Origin of the sequence: Devosia sp., from assembly GCF_028290625.1 — a bacterium.
Classification (GTDB): domain Bacteria; phylum Pseudomonadota; class Alphaproteobacteria; order Rhizobiales; family Devosiaceae; genus Devosia.
On record NZ_JAQGJM010000014.1, the window covers coordinates 1 to 16,234 of the forward strand.

18 protein-coding genes and 1 tRNA gene are annotated in these 16,234 nt (G+C 65.1%); 4 read left to right on the top strand and 15 right to left on the bottom strand.

From position 1 onward, the window contains the following. The 10 genes from JWR51_RS07515 to JWR51_RS07560 form a co-directional block, all read right to left on the bottom strand. The coding region (locus tag JWR51_RS07515) for an NAD(P)-dependent oxidoreductase (protein WP_299745809.1) at positions 1-673 on the bottom strand (673 nt) is incomplete at its 3' end. Between the two features lie 147 nt (positions 674-820). Next, positions 821-1,528 (bottom strand): 50S ribosomal protein L1, encoded by a 708-nt coding sequence (rplA, locus tag JWR51_RS07520; protein WP_299745812.1) that lies wholly within the window; start codon positions 1,526-1,528, stop codon positions 821-823. A gap of 6 nt (positions 1,529-1,534) precedes the next feature. After that, the gene (rplK, locus tag JWR51_RS07525) at positions 1,535-1,963 is read right to left on the bottom strand and encodes a 50S ribosomal protein L11 (RefSeq protein WP_299745815.1); all 429 of its coding nucleotides are present in this window, start codon (positions 1,961-1,963) and stop codon (positions 1,535-1,537) included. A 255-nt stretch (positions 1,964-2,218) separates the two neighbouring features. Continuing rightward, positions 2,219-2,749, bottom strand: a complete 531-nt coding sequence (gene nusG, locus JWR51_RS07530; protein ID WP_299745818.1) for a transcription termination/antitermination protein NusG — start codon at positions 2,747-2,749, stop codon at positions 2,219-2,221. 33 nt (positions 2,750-2,782) lie between these two features. Next, positions 2,783-2,977, bottom strand: a complete 195-nt coding sequence (gene secE, locus JWR51_RS07535) for a preprotein translocase subunit SecE (RefSeq protein ID WP_299745821.1) — start codon at positions 2,975-2,977, stop codon at positions 2,783-2,785. Between the two features lie 371 nt (positions 2,978-3,348). Further along, complete coding sequence (locus tag JWR51_RS07540) at positions 3,349-3,618, bottom strand: hypothetical protein (RefSeq protein WP_299745824.1); 270 nt, start codon at positions 3,616-3,618, stop codon at positions 3,349-3,351. Then, positions 3,615-3,833 (bottom strand): hypothetical protein, encoded by a 219-nt coding sequence (locus JWR51_RS07545; protein ID WP_299745826.1) that lies wholly within the window; start codon positions 3,831-3,833, stop codon positions 3,615-3,617. The genes JWR51_RS07540 and JWR51_RS07545 overlap by 4 nt, the downstream gene beginning before the upstream one ends. A gap of 48 nt (positions 3,834-3,881) precedes the next feature. Then, entirely contained in the window at positions 3,882-4,055 is a 174-nt protein-coding gene (locus tag JWR51_RS07550) for a hypothetical protein (protein ID WP_299745829.1), read from the bottom strand. 162 nt (positions 4,056-4,217) lie between these two features. Beyond that, positions 4,218-4,293: transfer RNA gene (locus JWR51_RS07555), tRNA-Trp, on the bottom strand. Between the two features lie 56 nt (positions 4,294-4,349). After that, entirely contained in the window at positions 4,350-4,742 is a 393-nt protein-coding gene (locus tag JWR51_RS07560) for an MAPEG family protein (RefSeq protein ID WP_299745831.1), read from the bottom strand. Between the two features lie 157 nt (positions 4,743-4,899). Here JWR51_RS07560 and JWR51_RS07565 point away from each other — a divergent pair, with 157 nt between their 5' ends. The 4 genes from JWR51_RS07565 to JWR51_RS07580 all read left to right on the top strand — a co-directional run bounded on the left by JWR51_RS07565 (position 4,900) and on the right by JWR51_RS07580 (position 10,550). After that, entirely contained in the window at positions 4,900-5,193 is a 294-nt protein-coding gene (locus tag JWR51_RS07565; protein WP_299745833.1) for a metalloregulator ArsR/SmtB family transcription factor, read from the top strand. A gap of 133 nt (positions 5,194-5,326) precedes the next feature. Continuing rightward, positions 5,327-6,418, top strand: a complete 1,092-nt coding sequence (locus JWR51_RS07570; protein WP_299745835.1) for an efflux RND transporter periplasmic adaptor subunit — start codon at positions 5,327-5,329, stop codon at positions 6,416-6,418. Then, positions 6,415-7,485 (top strand): efflux RND transporter periplasmic adaptor subunit, encoded by a 1,071-nt coding sequence (locus tag JWR51_RS07575; RefSeq protein ID WP_299745838.1) that lies wholly within the window; start codon positions 6,415-6,417, stop codon positions 7,483-7,485. Before JWR51_RS07570 ends, JWR51_RS07575 begins: the two co-directional genes overlap by 4 nt. Continuing rightward, a complete protein-coding gene (locus tag JWR51_RS07580; RefSeq protein ID WP_299745841.1) occupies positions 7,482-10,550 on the top strand; it encodes an efflux RND transporter permease subunit in 3,069 nt (1,022 codons plus the stop codon). The genes JWR51_RS07575 and JWR51_RS07580 overlap by 4 nt, the downstream gene beginning before the upstream one ends. A 4-nt stretch (positions 10,551-10,554) precedes the next feature. On the opposite strand, the gene JWR51_RS07585 is transcribed toward JWR51_RS07580, so the two are convergent. The 5 genes from JWR51_RS07585 to JWR51_RS07605 form a co-directional block, all read right to left on the bottom strand. Next, positions 10,555-12,162 (bottom strand): FGGY-family carbohydrate kinase, encoded by a 1,608-nt coding sequence (locus JWR51_RS07585; RefSeq protein ID WP_299745844.1) that lies wholly within the window; start codon positions 12,160-12,162, stop codon positions 10,555-10,557. Continuing rightward, on the bottom strand, positions 12,163-12,891 hold the full coding sequence (locus JWR51_RS07590) for an SDR family oxidoreductase (RefSeq protein ID WP_299745847.1): 729 nt from the start codon (positions 12,889-12,891) through the stop codon (positions 12,163-12,165). Between the two features lie 77 nt (positions 12,892-12,968). Then, positions 12,969-14,219 (bottom strand): sugar ABC transporter permease, encoded by a 1,251-nt coding sequence (locus JWR51_RS07595; RefSeq protein ID WP_299745850.1) that lies wholly within the window; start codon positions 14,217-14,219, stop codon positions 12,969-12,971. Beyond that, on the bottom strand, positions 14,216-15,034 hold the full coding sequence (locus JWR51_RS07600) for an ATP-binding cassette domain-containing protein (protein ID WP_299745853.1): 819 nt from the start codon (positions 15,032-15,034) through the stop codon (positions 14,216-14,218). Before JWR51_RS07600 ends, JWR51_RS07595 begins: the two co-directional genes overlap by 4 nt. 60 nt (positions 15,035-15,094) lie before the next feature. After that, positions 15,095-16,162 (bottom strand): sugar ABC transporter substrate-binding protein, encoded by a 1,068-nt coding sequence (locus tag JWR51_RS07605; RefSeq protein ID WP_299745855.1) that lies wholly within the window; start codon positions 16,160-16,162, stop codon positions 15,095-15,097. Positions 16,163-16,234 lie beyond the last annotated feature (72 nt).

A 16,234-nucleotide genomic window follows, 5' to 3' on the forward strand; every position in this document is an offset into this window, starting at 1 on the left:
AACCGAGCTTTTTCAGGATCCCGGCATCGACGGCGTGCTGGGTGTCGGCGCCAGCGCGAACCGCGATCATCAGCACGCTGCACCATTCTGCCAGCGCCTCGAGGCTGGGGAAGTATTGATAGGGCACATCGTGCTTGGTGCGGCTGAAATAGCCGACTTCGGTCTCGAATGCCGCCACCCGCGCCGCGATCTTGCGGCCGATCTCGCCCATGCCGTAGACGCCGATGCGGCGGCCACGCATGCCGGCCTGCGGCCGCATCATCGGCGACGGCTTTGCCGACGACCAGCCGCCGCTTCGGACATAATCGTCCGCCGGCAGCAGCCGCCGCGTCACCGTCAGCATCAGGATGACAGCGATATCGGCGACCGAGGAGGCATTGGCGCCCGGACTGTGGGCGACCGCAATCTTGCGCTGCGCCGCGGCGGCCAGATCGACGCCGTCATAGCCGGTGCCGTAACAGACGATGGCGCCGAGCTTCGGCATCAGGTCCATCTGAGCTGCGCCCAGCGGCGTGCCGCCCGCGGTTACCATCGCCGTCACCTCCGAAAGCTGGTCCGCCGCGAACGCTTCGCCGAGCGGCTTACCGGCCGTTTCCATCAGTTCGAAGCTTTGCCCGAAGCGCACCATCATCGCCTTGGGGAAACGCGAATAGATCAGGACTTTGTTGGACATCGGCTGAATTCCTACAGCGTCGAGCGAGATGGATACCGGCTCGCGTCAAGAGAAAGCGCGTTGAAGTAAGAGCTCAAAGATAAAGGGCGAAACCGGTTGTCCGATTTCGCCCCTGTTCGTATTCAAACACTCAATAGATGTACGGGCTCAGGTCCCGCCGGCATTGCCGACGAGGCTCGCCGGCTCAACCTTGACGCCCGGTCCCATCGAGGAGGAAACCGCGACGCGCTGGATGTAGGTGCCCTTGGCACCGGCGGGCTTGGCCTTGGCGACGGCATCCGCCAGCGCCTTGACGTTCTCCACCAGCTTGTCTGCCGTGAACGACGCCTTGCCGATACCGGCCTGCACGATGCCGGCCTTCTCGACCCGGAACTCGACCGAACCACCCTTGGCGCCCTTGACGGCGTTGGTGATGTCCATCGTGACGGTGCCGATCTTCGGGTTCGGCATCATGCCGCGCGGTCCGAGCACCTTACCGAGGCGTCCGACCAGCGGCATCATGTCGGGAGTGGCGATACAGCGGTCGAAATCGATCTGACCGCCCTGCACCTTCTCGACCAGGTCCTCGGCGCCGACGACGTCGGCACCCGCGGCCCTGGCTTCGTCGGCCTTGGCGCCGCGCGCGAACACGCCGACGCGCAAGGTGCGGCCGGTGCCGTTCGGCAGGGTCACCACGCCACGCACCATCTGGTCGGCGTGACGCGGATCGACGCCGAGATTGATCGCGATCTCGACCGTCTCGTCGAACTTCGACGTGGCGCGTTCCTTGACCATCTTGATGGCGTCCGCGAGCGGATAAAGCTTCTCGCGATCAACGCCCTCGCGGGCCTTCTTCAAGCGTTTTCCAATTGCCATGACCCGTTACCCCGCCACTTCGAGACCCATCGAACGGGCAGAGCCCTCGACCATCTTCATGGCCGACTCGATGGAGTCACAATTGAGATCCTTCATCTTCTTCTCGGCGATCTCGCGCACCTGCGCTTTGGTCACCGCGCCGGCCTTGTCGCGGCCCGGGGCTTTCGACCCGGACTGGATTTTGGCCGCCTGCTTCAGAAAATGGGACATCGGCGGAGTCTTCATCTCGAAGGTGAACGAACGATCGGCGTAGATCGTGATCACCACCGGAATCGGGGTACCCTTTTCGTCCTTCTGCGTCTGCGCGTTGAACGCCTTGCAGAATTCCATGATGTTGAGGCCGCGCTGACCAAGCGCGGGTCCGATCGGGGGCGAAGGATTCGCCGACCCGGCCGGCACCTGCAATTTCAGGTATCCGGTCACTTTCTTCGCCATTTATCACTCCTCATGCTGTTTCCGGACCACCCGGAAGCTTCACAGGACCGTGGTGCGGTTCGATGGATGACTGGCGATCATCCCTCTCCTCCCACGGCTTCTTCTTCCCTTCCCCCTCGCCCCGCACTTGTGGGGAGAGGGTTGGGGTAAGGGGCAATTCACGCACGGAACGCGCGGAGAGCCCCCCTCACCCGGATCATCGCCAAGCGATGATCCGACCTCGCCCCGCAAGCGGGGAGAGGCAAAAAAGTGCGATCAGACCTTCTCGACCTGACCGAATTCCAGTTCGACCGGCGTGGCGCGGCCGAAGATCGACACTGCGACCTTTACGCGGCTGCGCGCCTCGTCGATTTCCTCGACCACACCGGAGAACGACGCGAACGGGCCGTCGGCCACGCGCACATTCTCGCCAATCTCGAACGAGACCGACGCCTTCGGGCGTTCGACGCCTTCCTGCACCTGGTGCAGGATCCGCATGGCTTCGGCTTCCGAGATCGGCATCGGCTTGTTTTCGGCGCCGAGGAAGCCCGTGACCTTCGGGGTGTTCTTGATGAGATGAAAGGCTTCGTCGGTCAGCTTCATCTTCACCAGGACATAGCCCGGGAAAAACTTGCGCTCGGCGTCGACCTTGCGGCCGCGGCGCATCTCGACGACCTTTTCGGTCGGCACGATCACGTCATCGAACAGCTCTTCGAGCTTCTTCTGCGCAACCTTCTGGCGGATGTCCTCCGCCACCTTGCGCTCGAAATTCGAGTACGCCTGAACGATGTACCAGCGTTTGGCCATGCCGCGTCGTCGCTCCTAATAATCCGTTGCCGCTCAGCGGATCGACAGCATCAGCTGCACGAGCCAGGAGATGATCTGGTCCGCCGCGAGGAAAAAGAAACTCGCGATGACAACCATCACCAGCACCATCACGGTCGAAACCAGCGTCTCGTTACGTGTGGGCCATGTGACCTTGCCGACTTCCTGGCGAACCTCCTGGAAAAACTTAAGCGGGTTCAGCGCAGCCATCAGCTCTACTTTCCGTCGGGGCCGTGAGGCCAAAAACGAAGAACCGCGCGAGTCACCCCGGGCGGCTTGGGAAGCGGTATCTAATGGCTTGCCTCAGCTATTGCAAGTCCCAATGACGGCCGCATGTCAACTCGCCGCGATCGGCCGGCACGGATGCTGTCAGCCATCGGTCAGCTTGCCACCGCTACGCATGGTGCACCGATCGGCAGCGCGATTCCGGGGCAAGGCGGCATGCAACACGCCTCCAAACCGCCAGGCGCTAGTCTCGGCTGCCGATCGAGCCGTAGTAGAGCACGCAGCCCGAATCCCACGGCGGCTTTCCAGCTGATTGGCCTGCAGGCGGCCGACGTCGAGTTGCCGGCGACCTGAGTTCACCGAAGCGGGAAGTCCGGCGAGGCGTAGAGCCGTTTCATCGCCGCGCCGTCATATCGCTCCCCATCGACCTCTAGCGTCGCCGACCCCAGCTTTGCTACCGCCAGGGTCTCAATCGCGTAGAGCAGTGCCAGCGCCGCCGAGGGGAAGCGCTGGTAGCCGAGGCCACCCTTTCGTCCAACCTGCGCCGGAAAATAGAGATCCGCCGGCTCGTCGTAGTCGAAGGGCGCTACCTGATCGCCCTGCACGGTCTCTACGGGGTCGCTCATTTCACGACCTTCAGGTACGAGCGCGACGCCTTTGGGCGGCGTGGCGGCTGGGGCCGGATCGGGCGGGTCCAGCTGATTCCGGTTACCGGAAATGCCGGCAGCGTGCCCACCGCCATGGCTTCGCCCAGCTGCGGCTCGTCGAAATTATCCGGCAGGAGGGTGGGCCCAAAGCCAACCAGGAAGCGGGGCAAGCCCGCTAAACGAATGTCGAACATGGCGTATGGCTCCATTCAGGCGTCGCCGCTGTCGGGAGAACGCTCAGCTCAGGAGAGGAACTCGCTGAAGCGCAGGAACGGCGCCAGGGCAAGCAGCGCCCCCAGCGTCAGCAGGAAGCTCAACGCGACCGTGAGCTTTCGACCGTGAGCGCGGCGAACCGCTCCCGGCACAATGGCGGGAACATCGACTGGCATGGGATCGCTTTCGGTGAACAGGCGCATGGGTGCGCCGCTGCACTGTACGCCCGCGCCGCCGTCTCACCTATCGAATTCGGGACCGCTGCCCCAACACGCGCGATACTAGTGCCGCTGCCGGGTGCGAACCCTGTGGAAGATGCGGGGAACGGGCGGGCTGAGGAGCCTGCGTTCAGCGCCTTTGGCAGGTGGCAGGGGCAGCAGGACTTGAACCCGCGACCCTCGGTTTTGGAGACCGATGCTCTACCAACTGAGCTACACCCCTTCAGGCGAGGCAGTGTCTAAAGGCAAAGCCGCTGCCATGCAAGACCCTGCGACGCGTTAGCTCCAGATATGTGGAACCAGCGGAATGGCCATTGCCAGCGCGCCCAGCACGCCAAGCAGGAAACAGATCGACCGCCAGGGGCTGAGGCCGCGCATATAGCAGATGACGTGGCCCGCCCGCGCCAGGAAATAGACCGCGCCGCCGGCAAGGGACAGCCAGCCCTGCTCGCCCAGGACGATCGACAGGATGGCCAAAGTGAGGAACACCGGCAGGGTTTCCTGCAGGTTGGCCAGTGCCCGCTGCGACCGGGCCAATTCGCGGGTCGGCTCGGGCAGGTCGTCGCGCGGACCGATTTGAACCTCCGAGCCAACCTGCTCGGTCAAATAGCGCCCAGGCAGCATCACCTGGACCAGCAGCAAAATGAGCACCAGAAAAATAATCAACAACATCGACTTAACTCTACCCCTCGCGGCTCGCTGGCCGCCTCAATGCCTGCGCAACGCAGGCGGAGCAACAAAGATCATCGTCTCCGCGCCGGCAGCACTGGCGAATCGTCGCGGCCCGTGGCCAAGTTTTGATTGCTGCGACAGGAAAGCCAGTGATTTCGTGACCGAGCCAACCAGCGAGCAGATTGCCGCCATCGCCCAGACCTACCGTCTGCTGGGCGATACCACGCGCCTGCGCATCCTGCTCGCCTGCCTCGACACCCCCTGCCCCGTCAACGAAATCGCCCGCCGCGTCGATGCTTCCCAATCGCTGGTCAGCCACCATTTGCGGCTGCTGCGCGCCGCCCGCCTGGTGCGCGGCACACGGCAAAATCGCCAGGTGCTCTATGAGGCCGACGACGAGCATATCCGCCACATGCTGCTCGACATGATCGAGCATGTCGGCGAGGCCTGATTTCTCAACGAAACAGGCGATCTCCTTCGCCCGTCAAAAAGGGCCTTTCCCAATGGGTCGGAGTAGGCCAACCTGAGCGCCTAAGCGCAAAGTGCCTTCTGAACGATTTGGACAGAGCTTGGGGAGCGGTCAGATGAGGGGCGGGCCATTTGCCGGCAAGGCACTGGTGTCGGTCGCGTTGGGGCTTGGTGTCGCCGCTTGCGGCGCTGCGCCCGAGGCGGTTCCGAAGACGGCTACGATCGTGAACGCCCAAACGATAGCCCTTGAGGATTTTGCACCCCAGCTCTCGCTGACTGGCGTCATCGAGGCACGCAACGAAACCCAACTGGCCTTCCGGGTCACCGGTCAAGTCACGCAACGGCTGGTCGATGTCGGCGACCATGTCGACGCCGGCGAGGTGCTGGCCAAAATCGACGACGCCGGCCAACAAGCGGACCTGGCGGCCGCGCAGGCAACACTCGATGCCGCCAAGGCCCAGGTGGACGTGGCCCAGGCCAGCTTCGACCGGCAAAATTCGCTGCTGGCGCAGGGCGTGACCACTCGCAGCAGTTTTGATGCGGCGCAGACGGCGCTGCAGACTGCCCAGGGCTCGAGCGACGGCGCCCAGGCCCAACTCGATACCGCCAGGGAAGCACTGACCTACAGCACGCTGACGGCGCCAGCGGCGGGCGTGATCACCAAACGCAACCTGGAGGTCGGCGAGGTCGCACAGGCGGCTTCCCCCATTTTCGTGATGGCAGAAGACGGTCCGCGCGATGCGCTCTTCAATGTCCAGGAATCGGCGTTTCTGGGCCAGGCAGGCGATGTCAGCATCACGCTGGCGCTTACCGCCGACCCCACTATCACCGCCAAGGGCAGCCTGCGCGAGATTTCTCCCGTGCTCGATCCCGAGACCGGAACGGTGCTGGTCAAGGTCGCGATCGACAATCCCCCCGCCGGCATGACGCTGGGCGGCTCGGTAACCGGCACCGTGGCGGCAAGCCCCACGAAAGAGACCATATTGCCGTGGAGCGCCCTGTGGTCGCGCGAGGGCGAACCCTCAGTCTGGGTGATCGATCCGCAGAACGACACCGTCTCGCTGCAGCCCGTCACGGTGAAAACCTATCAGACCGGCAGCGTGGTCATCGAGGCCGGCCTGCAACCGGGGCAAGTGGTGGTCACCCAGGGTGGCAAGCTGCTGGTGCCCGGTCAAACCGTGGCGATAGCGCAGGGGGCGAGCCAATGAAGGGCTGGACATTCATGCTCCCTCTGGCTGCGCTGGCATTGGCCGGTTGCCAGAAAACCCCCGAAGCGCCGGCGCCGATCCGGCCGGTGCTGTCCATCGCCGTCGAGCCGCAAAGCCAGGCCGGGCCGAGCTTTGTCGGTACGGTGGAACCCCGCGTGACCGCCGCCATGGCCTTCCGGCTGGGCGGCACGCTGGTGAACCGCAATGTCGATGTCGGCGCGTCGGTCAAGGCCGGCGACGTGCTGGCCAGCCTCGAATCCACCACCCTTGGCCTCGCGGTGAAATCGGCCGAGGCCAGCCTCGCCAATGCCCAGGCGCAGTTCCAGAATGCGCAGGCCGCCGAAAGCCGGTATTCCGCCCTGGCGCAATCGGACACCATCAGCCAGGCCAATCTCGAACAGGCCCGGCAACAGCGCCAGGCGGCGCAGGCCGGCGTCGTGCAGGCACAATCGGGCCTGGCCCAGGCGAATGACCAGCTGGGCTATGCCCAGCTCATCGCCGGCTTCGATGGCATCGTCACCGCCGTCGGAGCCGAAAGCGGGCAAGTGGTCACGCCCGGAGAGGCGGTTGTCACGCTGGCGCAGCCAGACGCCCGCGATGTCGTCATCGACGTGCCGGATGCCTTCGCGCAAAGCGTGGCCATCGGGGCGGAATTTACGGTGGCGCTGCAACTTGCTCCCCAGATCACCGCGACCGGAACGCTGCATGAAATCGCGCCGCAGGCCGATGCGGTGACGCGCCTGCGACGGCTGCGGATCGGGCTCGAACAGCCGCCGGCCAGCTTCTGGCTGGGCACCACCGCTGTTGCCTCCGCCCCAACCGCGGCGGCGGATCAAATCGCCCTGCCCGCCTCGGCGGTGAACATGACGGGCGGCGTCGCGTCGGTATGGATCGTCGATGAAGCCGGCGGCACCGTAGCGTCGCGCCCGGTAGAGGCCGGGGCGCCTGTCGGCGGACTGGTTCCGATCCTCTCCGGCCTCAAGCCGGGCGAGCGGGTGGTGACTGCGGGCGTTCACAGCCTGGCCGAGGGTCAGCGCGTCAGGTTCGACACAGGAGCTTTGCCATGAAGGGCTTCAACCTTTCCGATTGGGCCCTCGAGCACCGCGCCATCGTCTGGTATTTCATGATCGTGGCGGTCGTGGCCGGCTTCTTCTCCTACCTCAACCTGGGCCGCGAGGAAGACCCCGCCTTCACCATCCGCACCATGGTGGTCTCCGCGCAATGGCCGGGGGCCGATGCCGAACAGGTCGCGCTGCAGGTGACCGAACGGATCGAACGCCAGCTCCAGGACCTGCCCAGCCTCGACTATAGCCGCTCCATCAGCACGTCCGGGCAGACCACGGTCTACGTCAACCTGCGCAGCTCGACGCCGGCCGCCACCGTGCCGTCGATCTGGCTGCAGGTGCGCGCGATGATCAACGATATCCGCACCTCGTTCCCCCAGGGCGTGACCGGCCCGTTCTTCAACGACCGCTTCGGCGACGTCTATGGCAATATCTATGCCTTCACCGGCGACGGCCTCAGCCAGCGCCAGTTGCGCGACTATGTCGAGGATGCGCGCTCGCGCATCCTTTCGGTCCCCAATGCCGGCCGCGTCGATGTGATCGGCGCGCAGAACGACGTCATCCACCTCGAATTTTCCACGCGCAAGCTGGCGGCGCTCGGCATCAGCGCCCAGGCGGTGATCGCGACCTTGCAGGACCAGAACGCCGTGTCGCCATCCGGCGTCATCGATGCCGGGCCTGAGCGGATCAATATCCGCGTCGGCGGCCAGTTCACCTCCGAAGAAAGCCTGCGCCAATTAAACCTGCGGGTTGGCGGGCGGTTCTTCCGGCTGGCGGACGTTGCCGATATTTCCCGGGGCTATGTCGATCCGCCTACGGCGCTGTTTCGCTATAACGGCGTGAACGCCATCGGGCTGGCGATCGGCATGCGTGCCGGCGGGAACCTCTTGACCTTTGGCGCAGCGGTTGACGAAAAGGTCGCCGAAATCACCAGCGACCTGCCCATCGGCGTCGACGTCCACCTGGTGTCGGACCAGCCCAAAGTGGTGGAGGAGGCCGTCAACGGCTTTACCACCGCCCTGTTCGAAGCCATCGGCATCGTGCTGCTCGTTTGCTTCCTGAGCCTGGGCTTCCGGGCGGGCCTGGTGGTGGCGTTCTCCATCCCGATCGTCTTGACCATCGTGTTCCTCGCCATGTCGTATCTCGGCATTTCGCTGCAACGCGTCTCGCTGGGCGCGCTGATCATCGCGCTGGGCCTCTTGGTCGACGACGCCATGATCGCGGTCGAGATGATGGTGTCGCGCCTCGAAGCCGGTGACACGCTGCGCAAGGCGGCCACCGCGGTTTATACCTCGACCGCCTTCCCGATGCTCACCGGTACGCTGGTGACCGTCGCCGGGTTCATCCCGATCGGGCTCAATACCAGCTCGGCCGGCGAATTCACCTTCACGCTATTCGTGGTGCTGGCCATTGCTCTTTGCGTATCGTGGGTCGTGGCGGTGATTTTCACGCCGCTGATCGGCGTGTCGATCCTGCCCGAGACGCTCAAACACAAGCAGGAGGGCGGCGGCCGCCTGATGGGCGCGTTCGCCAGGTTCCTCGAAACCTGCATGCGGTTTCGCTGGGTGACCATCGGCCTGACCGTGCTGATCTTCGCAGCCTCCGTCTATGGCGTCACCTTCGTGCAAAGCCAGTTCTTCCCAGCCTCCGACCGCCCCGAACTGATCGTCGATTGGAGCCTGCCGCAGAACAGCTCGATCGGCGATACCAATGCGCAGATGGCCAAGTTCGAAGCCGAGGCCCTGGCCGGCAATGCCGATATCGAGCATTGGACCAGCTATGTCGGCCAAGGCGCGCCGCGCTTCGTGCTGGCCTTCGACTCCCCCACGGCGATGCCCTCGACGGGCCAGACCATCATCGTCACCAAGGGCATCGACGTGCGCGATGGCGTCGCCGCCCAGCTTAGCGACTATCTGCGCAAGACTTTCCCCGGCACCGACGCAGTGATCAAGACGCTGTCGCTGGGACCGCCGGTGGGACGGCCGATCCAGTACCGCATCAGCGGCCCCGACATCCAGGTGCTGCGCGACCAGGCCTATGCGCTGGCCGCGGCGATCCAGACCAATCCCGATCTCGGCCAGGTCGGCTTCGACTGGATGGAGCCCTCGCGCACGGTCCAGGTCAATGTGCTGGAAGACAAGGCGCGCCAGCTCGGCATCACCACGGCCGACATCACCTCGGCGCTCAACGGCATCACCAGCGGCACGACCATCACGCAGGTGCAGGACAGCATTTATCTGGTCAACATCGTCGGGCGGGCCGAAAGCTCCGAGCGCGGATCGATCGAAACCCTGCAGAACCTGCAGCTTTCGACCGGTGACGGCCGCGCCGTGCCGCTGGCTGCGGTCGCGACCTTCCAGTACCGGCTCGAACAGCCGGTCATCATCCGGCGCGACCGAGTTCCGACACTCACAGTCAGTGCCGGCGTGAATGGCGATGTGCAGCCGGCGACCGTGGCCACGGCGCTTGGGCCAGTGGTCGCCGAGCTTGAGGCCAAGCTGCCGCTCGGCTACTCGATCGCCGAGGGGGGCACGGCGGAAAGCAGCGCGGAATCGATCGCGCCCATTCTGGCGGTTGCCCCACTCATGCTGTTCGCCATGGCGACTATCTTGATGCTGCAATTGCAGAGCTTTTCACGTCTGTTCCTGGTCGTGGCCGTGGCGCCGCTGGCGCTGATCGGTGTGGTCGCGGCGCTCTTGCCCACCGGCAAGCCGCTCGGCTTCGTGGCAATCCTGGGTGTTCTGGCGCTGATCGGCATCCTGATCCGCAATTCGGTGATCCTGATCGTGCAGATCGAGCACTTGCGCAGCGAAGGCCGGCCGCCCTGGGACGCTGTCGTGGAGGCCACGCAGCACCGCGTGCGGCCGATCCTGCTGACCGCCCTGGCCGCCAGCCTGGGCCTGATCCCGATTGCCGGCGAAATCTTCTGGGGACCGATGGCCTTCGCCATGATCGGCGGCATCGTGGTCGGCACCGTGCTGACGTTGATTTTCCTGCCGGCGCTCTATGTCACCTGGTTCCGGGTCAAGCCTGCGGCGAACGCGGAGCCGGTGCCCGAGCTGCAATAGAAGTTCAGCGCATGTCGCGCACGCCTCGCGCGGCATACTGGAGCACCCGGTAGGCAGCGCTGCGGCTATCATGCCAGGCGCGAGCGGCCTCCGACGGTTGATAGGTTTGGCTGAGGGCACTCATGGCCGACATGGCCGCGTTGGCATCGGCGAAATTGCCGAAGGCCAGTGCGCCGAGGATCGCCGCCCCCACCAGAACCGGCTCTTCCGCATCCGTGGCGGCCACGGTGAGGCCGGTCGTGTCGGCCAGAATTTGACGCACCAGCGGGCTTTGCGCGGCGCCGCCACTGACCACGATAGTGGCGATAGATATGCCCTCCGTGGTCTGGGCGGTAAGGATTTGGCGGAGGCCATAGCCGAGGCCGGCCAGTCCAGCCAGATAGAGGCCGACCAGCGTATCGACGCCGCCATCCATGCCCAGGCCGGCGATCAGCGCCCTGGCATCGGGATCGGCGAAGGGCGAGCGGTTGCCCAGAAATTCGGGCACGACGTGAATGGTGCCGACCAGTTGCGGCAATTGCGCCGCGCCGCCGCGCCGCTCGGCCTCGCGCGCCAGCCAGCCGACCAATGACAGCCCCTCAGACCTGGCCAATTCCCGCGTGGCGGCAGCGGCCGGGTGATACTGCACCAACTGCTCGATGGCCGCCCCGGCGGCGGATTGGCCGCCTTCGTTCAACCAGAGGCCAGGGATCATCGCCGAATAATACGGTCCCCACACGCCCGGCACGAAAGCCGGGGCCCAGGTCGTCGACATCGAACAGGCCGAAGTGCCAAAGACATAGGCCATGCGGGACTCGACGCTCCCCTGCCCGCCGCGAGCCCCGACCGTGCCGAGACCACCCGCATGGGCATCGATCAACCCGGCGCCAACCGCAATGCCGGCCGGCAGGCCAAAATCGCCGGCGGCGCTGGCATTCAGCCCTGACCCCAAGGACGTGCCGCCTGGCACGACCTCCGTGCCGATCCGCGCAAAACCCTGCGCCGCCAGATCGCCCAACCCGATGCTCTCGAAGTAGCTCGGGTCCCAGCGGCTTTCATGAGCGAGGTAGGTCCATTTGCAGGTCAGAGTGCAGATTGAGCGCGCCAAACTGCCGGTGGCGCGCCAGGTCAGGTAATCGGCGAGATCGAAGAACTGCCACGCGCCCACATAGGTCTGCGGCTTGTTCTCCTTGAGCCAAAGCAGTTTCGGCGTTTCCATTTCTGGGGAGATGACCCCGCCCACATAGGCCAGAACCTTGTGGCCCGTCGCATTGATGCGGGCCGCCTGCCGGGTCGCGCGATGATCCATCCAGACGATAATGTTGCGTTCGGCCGCGTCACCCACCGGCAGCGGCGCGCCTTGCGCATCGACCACCACCAGCGAACAGGTCGCATCGAACCCGATGCCCTTGATCGCGCCGGGATCGACCGCGCTTTGAGCAACCGCCGCCCGCACGCTAGCGGCGACTGCCTGCCAGATGTCCTCGCTCGATTGCTCGGCAATGTCTCCCGGCGCCTGATGCAGCAGGATATCGTGCTTCCCCGAACCGAGCATGCTGCCGGCGGCATCGAATACGCCCGCGCGGGCGCTCCCAGTGCCGACATCCACGCCGATGAAATAGGGTCCGCTCATCTAAAGATCATTGCTCTGTGGCAGGATCACCAAGTCCCGAATAGTCACGTTGCGCGGTCGCGTCAGCATGAACTTGACCGCGGCGGCGACCTCGGTCGGCTCCATCAGGTCCCCCGCGGCCAGCGCCGCGTCGAGCTTATCCTTCGGCCAGTCGCTGATCAACGCCGTCACCACCGGGCCGGGCGCTACGGCCCCCACCCGTATCCCGTGCGGCGCCATCTGCCGCCGCACCGTGTGCACGAAGGCCTGGATGGCGTGCTTGGAGGCCGTGTAGATGGGCTCCCACACCACCGGCACCAGCCCGGCAATCGAACTGGTCATGATGATATCGCCGGTCTTGCGCGCGATCATGTGCGGCAAGACTGCATGCACCGAACGGAAGGCCGCGTTAATGTTGAGGTTGAGCATTCGGTCCCACTGGTCCGGATCGCCCTCGGCAATTGGCCCGCCCACGTAGGAGCCGGCATTGGCGTGAAAAATGTCGAGCTGGCCCGCCCAGTCCAGAATTTTTGGCAACATGGTGGCGACGCTGGCCGCATTGGTCAGGTCGATCACCACCGGCAAGGCGCGCTCTCCCAGCCCCGCGCAGATATCGCGCAGCTTGGCCTCGTCGCGGTCCACCAGCGCCACGCGAGCGCCAGCGTCCAGCAGGGTCTTGGCACATTCGAGGCCGATGCCCGACGCCGCCCCGGTAATGGCGGCAACGCGATCTGACAAATCCTGGTCCATGGTGGGTCTTTCAATAGGGTCGATAGATGCCGCGAACGGCGCGAGCCGGCAGGCGCCCGGGCGTCTGCCGAGATGGATCAGGCGCGGCCGTGCATGACGCGCGAGCGCCGCGCCAAGGAGTCGACGATGACCGCCACGGCAAGCACGCCGCCGGTGATCATGTAGCGGAGCGACGAACTGAGATCGAGCAAGGTCAGGCCATTAGCGATGGACTGGATGACGATGATGCCGAGCAGGGCCGAATAGGCGCTGCCCCGGCCGCCGAACAGGCTCGTGCCGCCAATCACCGCTGCCGCGATGGCGTTGAGATTGACGTCGCCGGTGCCCGCCTGCTGGCTGGCCGAAGCCAGCCGCGCCGCCGCCAGCATGCCGCCCAAGGCGGCGAACATGGCGCAGAACACGAAGGCGCTGGTATAGATCGCCTTGACGTTGATGCCTGCGCGGCGGGCCGCCTCGCGATTGCCGCCGACAGCGGTCATGGAGCGGCCCCATTGGGTGCGGGTCAGCGCATAGTTCATGCCGACAACGAGCAGCACGAACAGCGCGAACATCCACGGCACGCCCCGCGAGGTGTTGAGATAGGCCACCGCCAGTTCAAGGCCGAGCGTCACCACCACCGCAAAAAAGAGGACGCCGCCGAGAGACTTGGAGGACAGTCCGGCCTCCCGGCGACGAGCGGCCGTGCGATATCCGGTGACGAGCATCGCAATGCCGGGGAGAGCGGCAAGGCCGTATGCGACGGGCTGCGGCATGGTCAGCAACTGGCCGAAGTCGACCAGGGGCGAGCCATAAGGCAGGTTGATCGAGCCGGTGCCGCCCAGAATGTAGAGCTGCATGCCCAGCACGGCGAGCAACCCCGCCAGGGTTGCCACGAAACTGGGCATGCCGAAGCGGTTGTAAAGCTGGGCATAGATATAGCCGATCAGCCCACCCACGGCGAGCGCGCCCAGGATGGCCAAGGGCACCGGCCAGCCGTGATTGACCCAGAGCACGCCCAGCAGCGCCGAGGCAAAGCCGCTGACCGAGCCGATCGACAGGTCGATCTCGCCCACCATCAGCATCAGCACTACGCCAAGCGCGATCACGCCAACCGTCGATGAATCGAACAGCAGGTTGACGAGGTTCGTGCTGGACAGGAAAATCGGGTTGAGCGTCGCGAACACCGTCCAGATCACCACGAGGCCTACGACCACCGGCAGCGCGCCGAGATCGCCGGACCGCACGCGATCGAGGAAGGCGCTGATGGCGCCACCGATGCCGGCTTCATGCTTCACCCGAACATCGGCGCGGTCGAGCAATTGCTGCTGTTTGTCGGCATTGTTGCTCATGGCTGCGTGTCTCCACTGAGATTGGCTTCGGCCCTGCGGCCGGCGCGGCGCGATACCGAATTGTCGGAGGCGCCGGTAATGGCGCCCACCAGCTCGGCATTGGACGCATCGGGGTAGAAGACCCCATTGTTCTTGCCCAGCCGCAACACCACGATACGGTCGGCGACGGCGCGCACGTCCTCCATATTATGGCTGATCATGACCACGCCGAGCCCGCGATCGCGTACCCGTTCGATCAGGTTGAGCACTTCGGCTGTCTGGGCCACGCCGAGCGCGGCGGTGGGCTCATCGAGCAGGATGATCCTCGGATCGAGCAGCAAGGACCGGGCAATGGCCACGGTCTGGCGTTGCCCGCCGGATAGCGAGGCCACCGCTTCGCGCACGCTGGGAATGCGGGCCGACAATTCGTTGAGCAGCTTCCAGGAACGGATTTCCATGCCCACTTCGTCGAGCTGGAGCGGATTGAGCTCCTTGCCGAGGAAGATATTGGCCACCACGTCGAGGTTTTCGCATAGTGCCAAGTCCTGGAACACGGTGGCGATGCCGATGGCCAGCGAGGCGGACGGATTGGGAAGGCTCACCTCCTGGCCGCGGACCTGGATCGTGCCCGAAGTCGGCCGATGCACGCCCGAGAGGATCTTGACCAGCGTCGACTTGCCCGCGCCATTGTCGCCCACCAGGGCCACCACTTCGCCGGCATGCACATCGAGGTCGATATCGGTCAGTGCGGAAACGGCGCCAAAGTTCTTGCAGATGCCGCGCAGGCTCAGCAGGAGCTCGCCGGTCGCGGCAGTGTTGCTGGATGGGTCAGTCATCGGGGCGAGCCTTGTGCTGGAGGGGTCGCCTGGCCCCGTGTGGGGGCCAGGCGGAGAAGTTTACGGCGTGATGCCGAGGGCCTTGCAGCCATCGACATAGCGGTCGACGCAAAGGACGTCGGCGCCGACAATGCCCTTGTCGATGATCTCGGCCTTGAGGTTTTCGGCGGTCACCACGGCCGGCACGAAGAGCTGGCTGGGCGTGTCGTAAAGCGTCGTCTCGGCCTTGGGCGTCTCGCCCTTCAGCAGGGTCACGGCGACATTGGCGGCGGCGGCGGCCACGATCTCGCTGGGCTTGGAGATAGTGTTGTACTGGTCGCCGGCGATGATGAGCTGGAGAGCCGCAATCGTCGCGTCATTGCCTGAAACCGGCGGCACCGGGTTCACACCGGCCGCCTTGAAGGCCGCGATGGCGCCACCGCCGGTGCCATCATTGGCCGCCACCACGCCCACGATCTGTGTGCCGAAGCGCGCGATCTGGCCGCTGGCCCATTCCTGCGCCTTGGGCGGAGCCCAGTCCGGCGTGTCGAACTCGGCCAGCGTCTTGTAGCCGGCCGTGGCGATGCCTTCGTGGATACCGTCCTTGATCAGGCCGGCGGCCGCGTCGGTGGGCGAACCGTTGATCTGCAGGATGCCGACGCCATCGGTGGCAACGCCCTCGGCGGTCAGGTGCCCGACCAGCGATTCCGCGATGGCCTTGCCGATGCCCTGGTTGTCGAACGACACGTAGAAGTCGGCCTTGGCGCCGGGAATGGGGCGGTCATAGGCGATGACCTTGACGCCCTGGCTCTGCGCCGCCTGCACCATCCCCGCCGCAGCGGAAGAGTCCACCGGATCGAGCACGATGACCTTGGCGCCCTGCGTGATGACCGAGTTGAACTGCTGGCTCTGCTTGGTCGCATCGGCATCGGCGTTCAGGTAGAGCACCTTGCAGGTCTCGCAGAGCTTCTTCATCTCGGCTTCGAAGCCGGGGAAGTCGTGCTCTTCATAGCGGGTCGATGCCTGGTCGGGCATCAGGAAGGCGACGGTGGAATTGGCGATATCGGCCTGCGCGATGGCGGCGGTGCCGCTGAGCAACACCATGCCCAGAGCCGCCATGCCGATGCGGGCGCTCAAAAATTTAGTCATGCGATCTTCTCCCATTGATGTGGATTGCAGCCTTGGGCTGCGCTACAGATTTGCGAGAGGGTTCGGACAGCG

Coding starts and splice junctions, on each gene's coding strand:
- JWR51_RS07575 (WP_299745838.1), top strand. CDS start 6,415: ATGAAGGGCTGGACATTCATGCTCCCTCTGGCTGCGCTGGCATTGGCC.
- JWR51_RS07540 (WP_299745824.1), bottom strand. CDS start 3,618: ATGAGCGACCCCGTAGAGACCGTGCAGGGCGATCAGGTAGCGCCCTTC.
- JWR51_RS07590 (WP_299745847.1), bottom strand. CDS start 12,891: ATGGACCAGGATTTGTCAGATCGCGTTGCCGCCATTACCGGGGCGGCG.
- rplA (WP_299745812.1), bottom strand. CDS start 1,528: ATGGCAATTGGAAAACGCTTGAAGAAGGCCCGCGAGGGCGTTGATCGC.
- JWR51_RS07585 (WP_299745844.1), bottom strand. CDS start 12,162: ATGAGCGGACCCTATTTCATCGGCGTGGATGTCGGCACTGGGAGCGCC.
- JWR51_RS07600 (WP_299745853.1), bottom strand. CDS start 15,034: ATGACTGACCCATCCAGCAACACTGCCGCGACCGGCGAGCTCCTGCTG.
- JWR51_RS07595 (WP_299745850.1), bottom strand. CDS start 14,219: ATGAGCAACAATGCCGACAAACAGCAGCAATTGCTCGACCGCGCCGAT.
- JWR51_RS07580 (WP_299745841.1), top strand. CDS start 7,482: ATGAAGGGCTTCAACCTTTCCGATTGGGCCCTCGAGCACCGCGCCATC.
- JWR51_RS07560 (WP_299745831.1), bottom strand. CDS start 4,742: ATGTTGTTGATTATTTTTCTGGTGCTCATTTTGCTGCTGGTCCAGGTG.
- JWR51_RS07550 (WP_299745829.1), bottom strand. CDS start 4,055: ATGCGCCTGTTCACCGAAAGCGATCCCATGCCAGTCGATGTTCCCGCC.
- secE (WP_299745821.1), bottom strand. CDS start 2,977: ATGGCTGCGCTGAACCCGCTTAAGTTTTTCCAGGAGGTTCGCCAGGAA.
- rplK (WP_299745815.1), bottom strand. CDS start 1,963: ATGGCGAAGAAAGTGACCGGATACCTGAAATTGCAGGTGCCGGCCGGG.
- nusG (WP_299745818.1), bottom strand. CDS start 2,749: ATGGCCAAACGCTGGTACATCGTTCAGGCGTACTCGAATTTCGAGCGC.
- JWR51_RS07545 (WP_299745826.1), bottom strand. CDS start 3,833: ATGTTCGACATTCGTTTAGCGGGCTTGCCCCGCTTCCTGGTTGGCTTT.
- JWR51_RS07570 (WP_299745835.1), top strand. CDS start 5,327: ATGAGGGGCGGGCCATTTGCCGGCAAGGCACTGGTGTCGGTCGCGTTG.
- JWR51_RS07605 (WP_299745855.1), bottom strand. CDS start 16,162: ATGACTAAATTTTTGAGCGCCCGCATCGGCATGGCGGCTCTGGGCATG.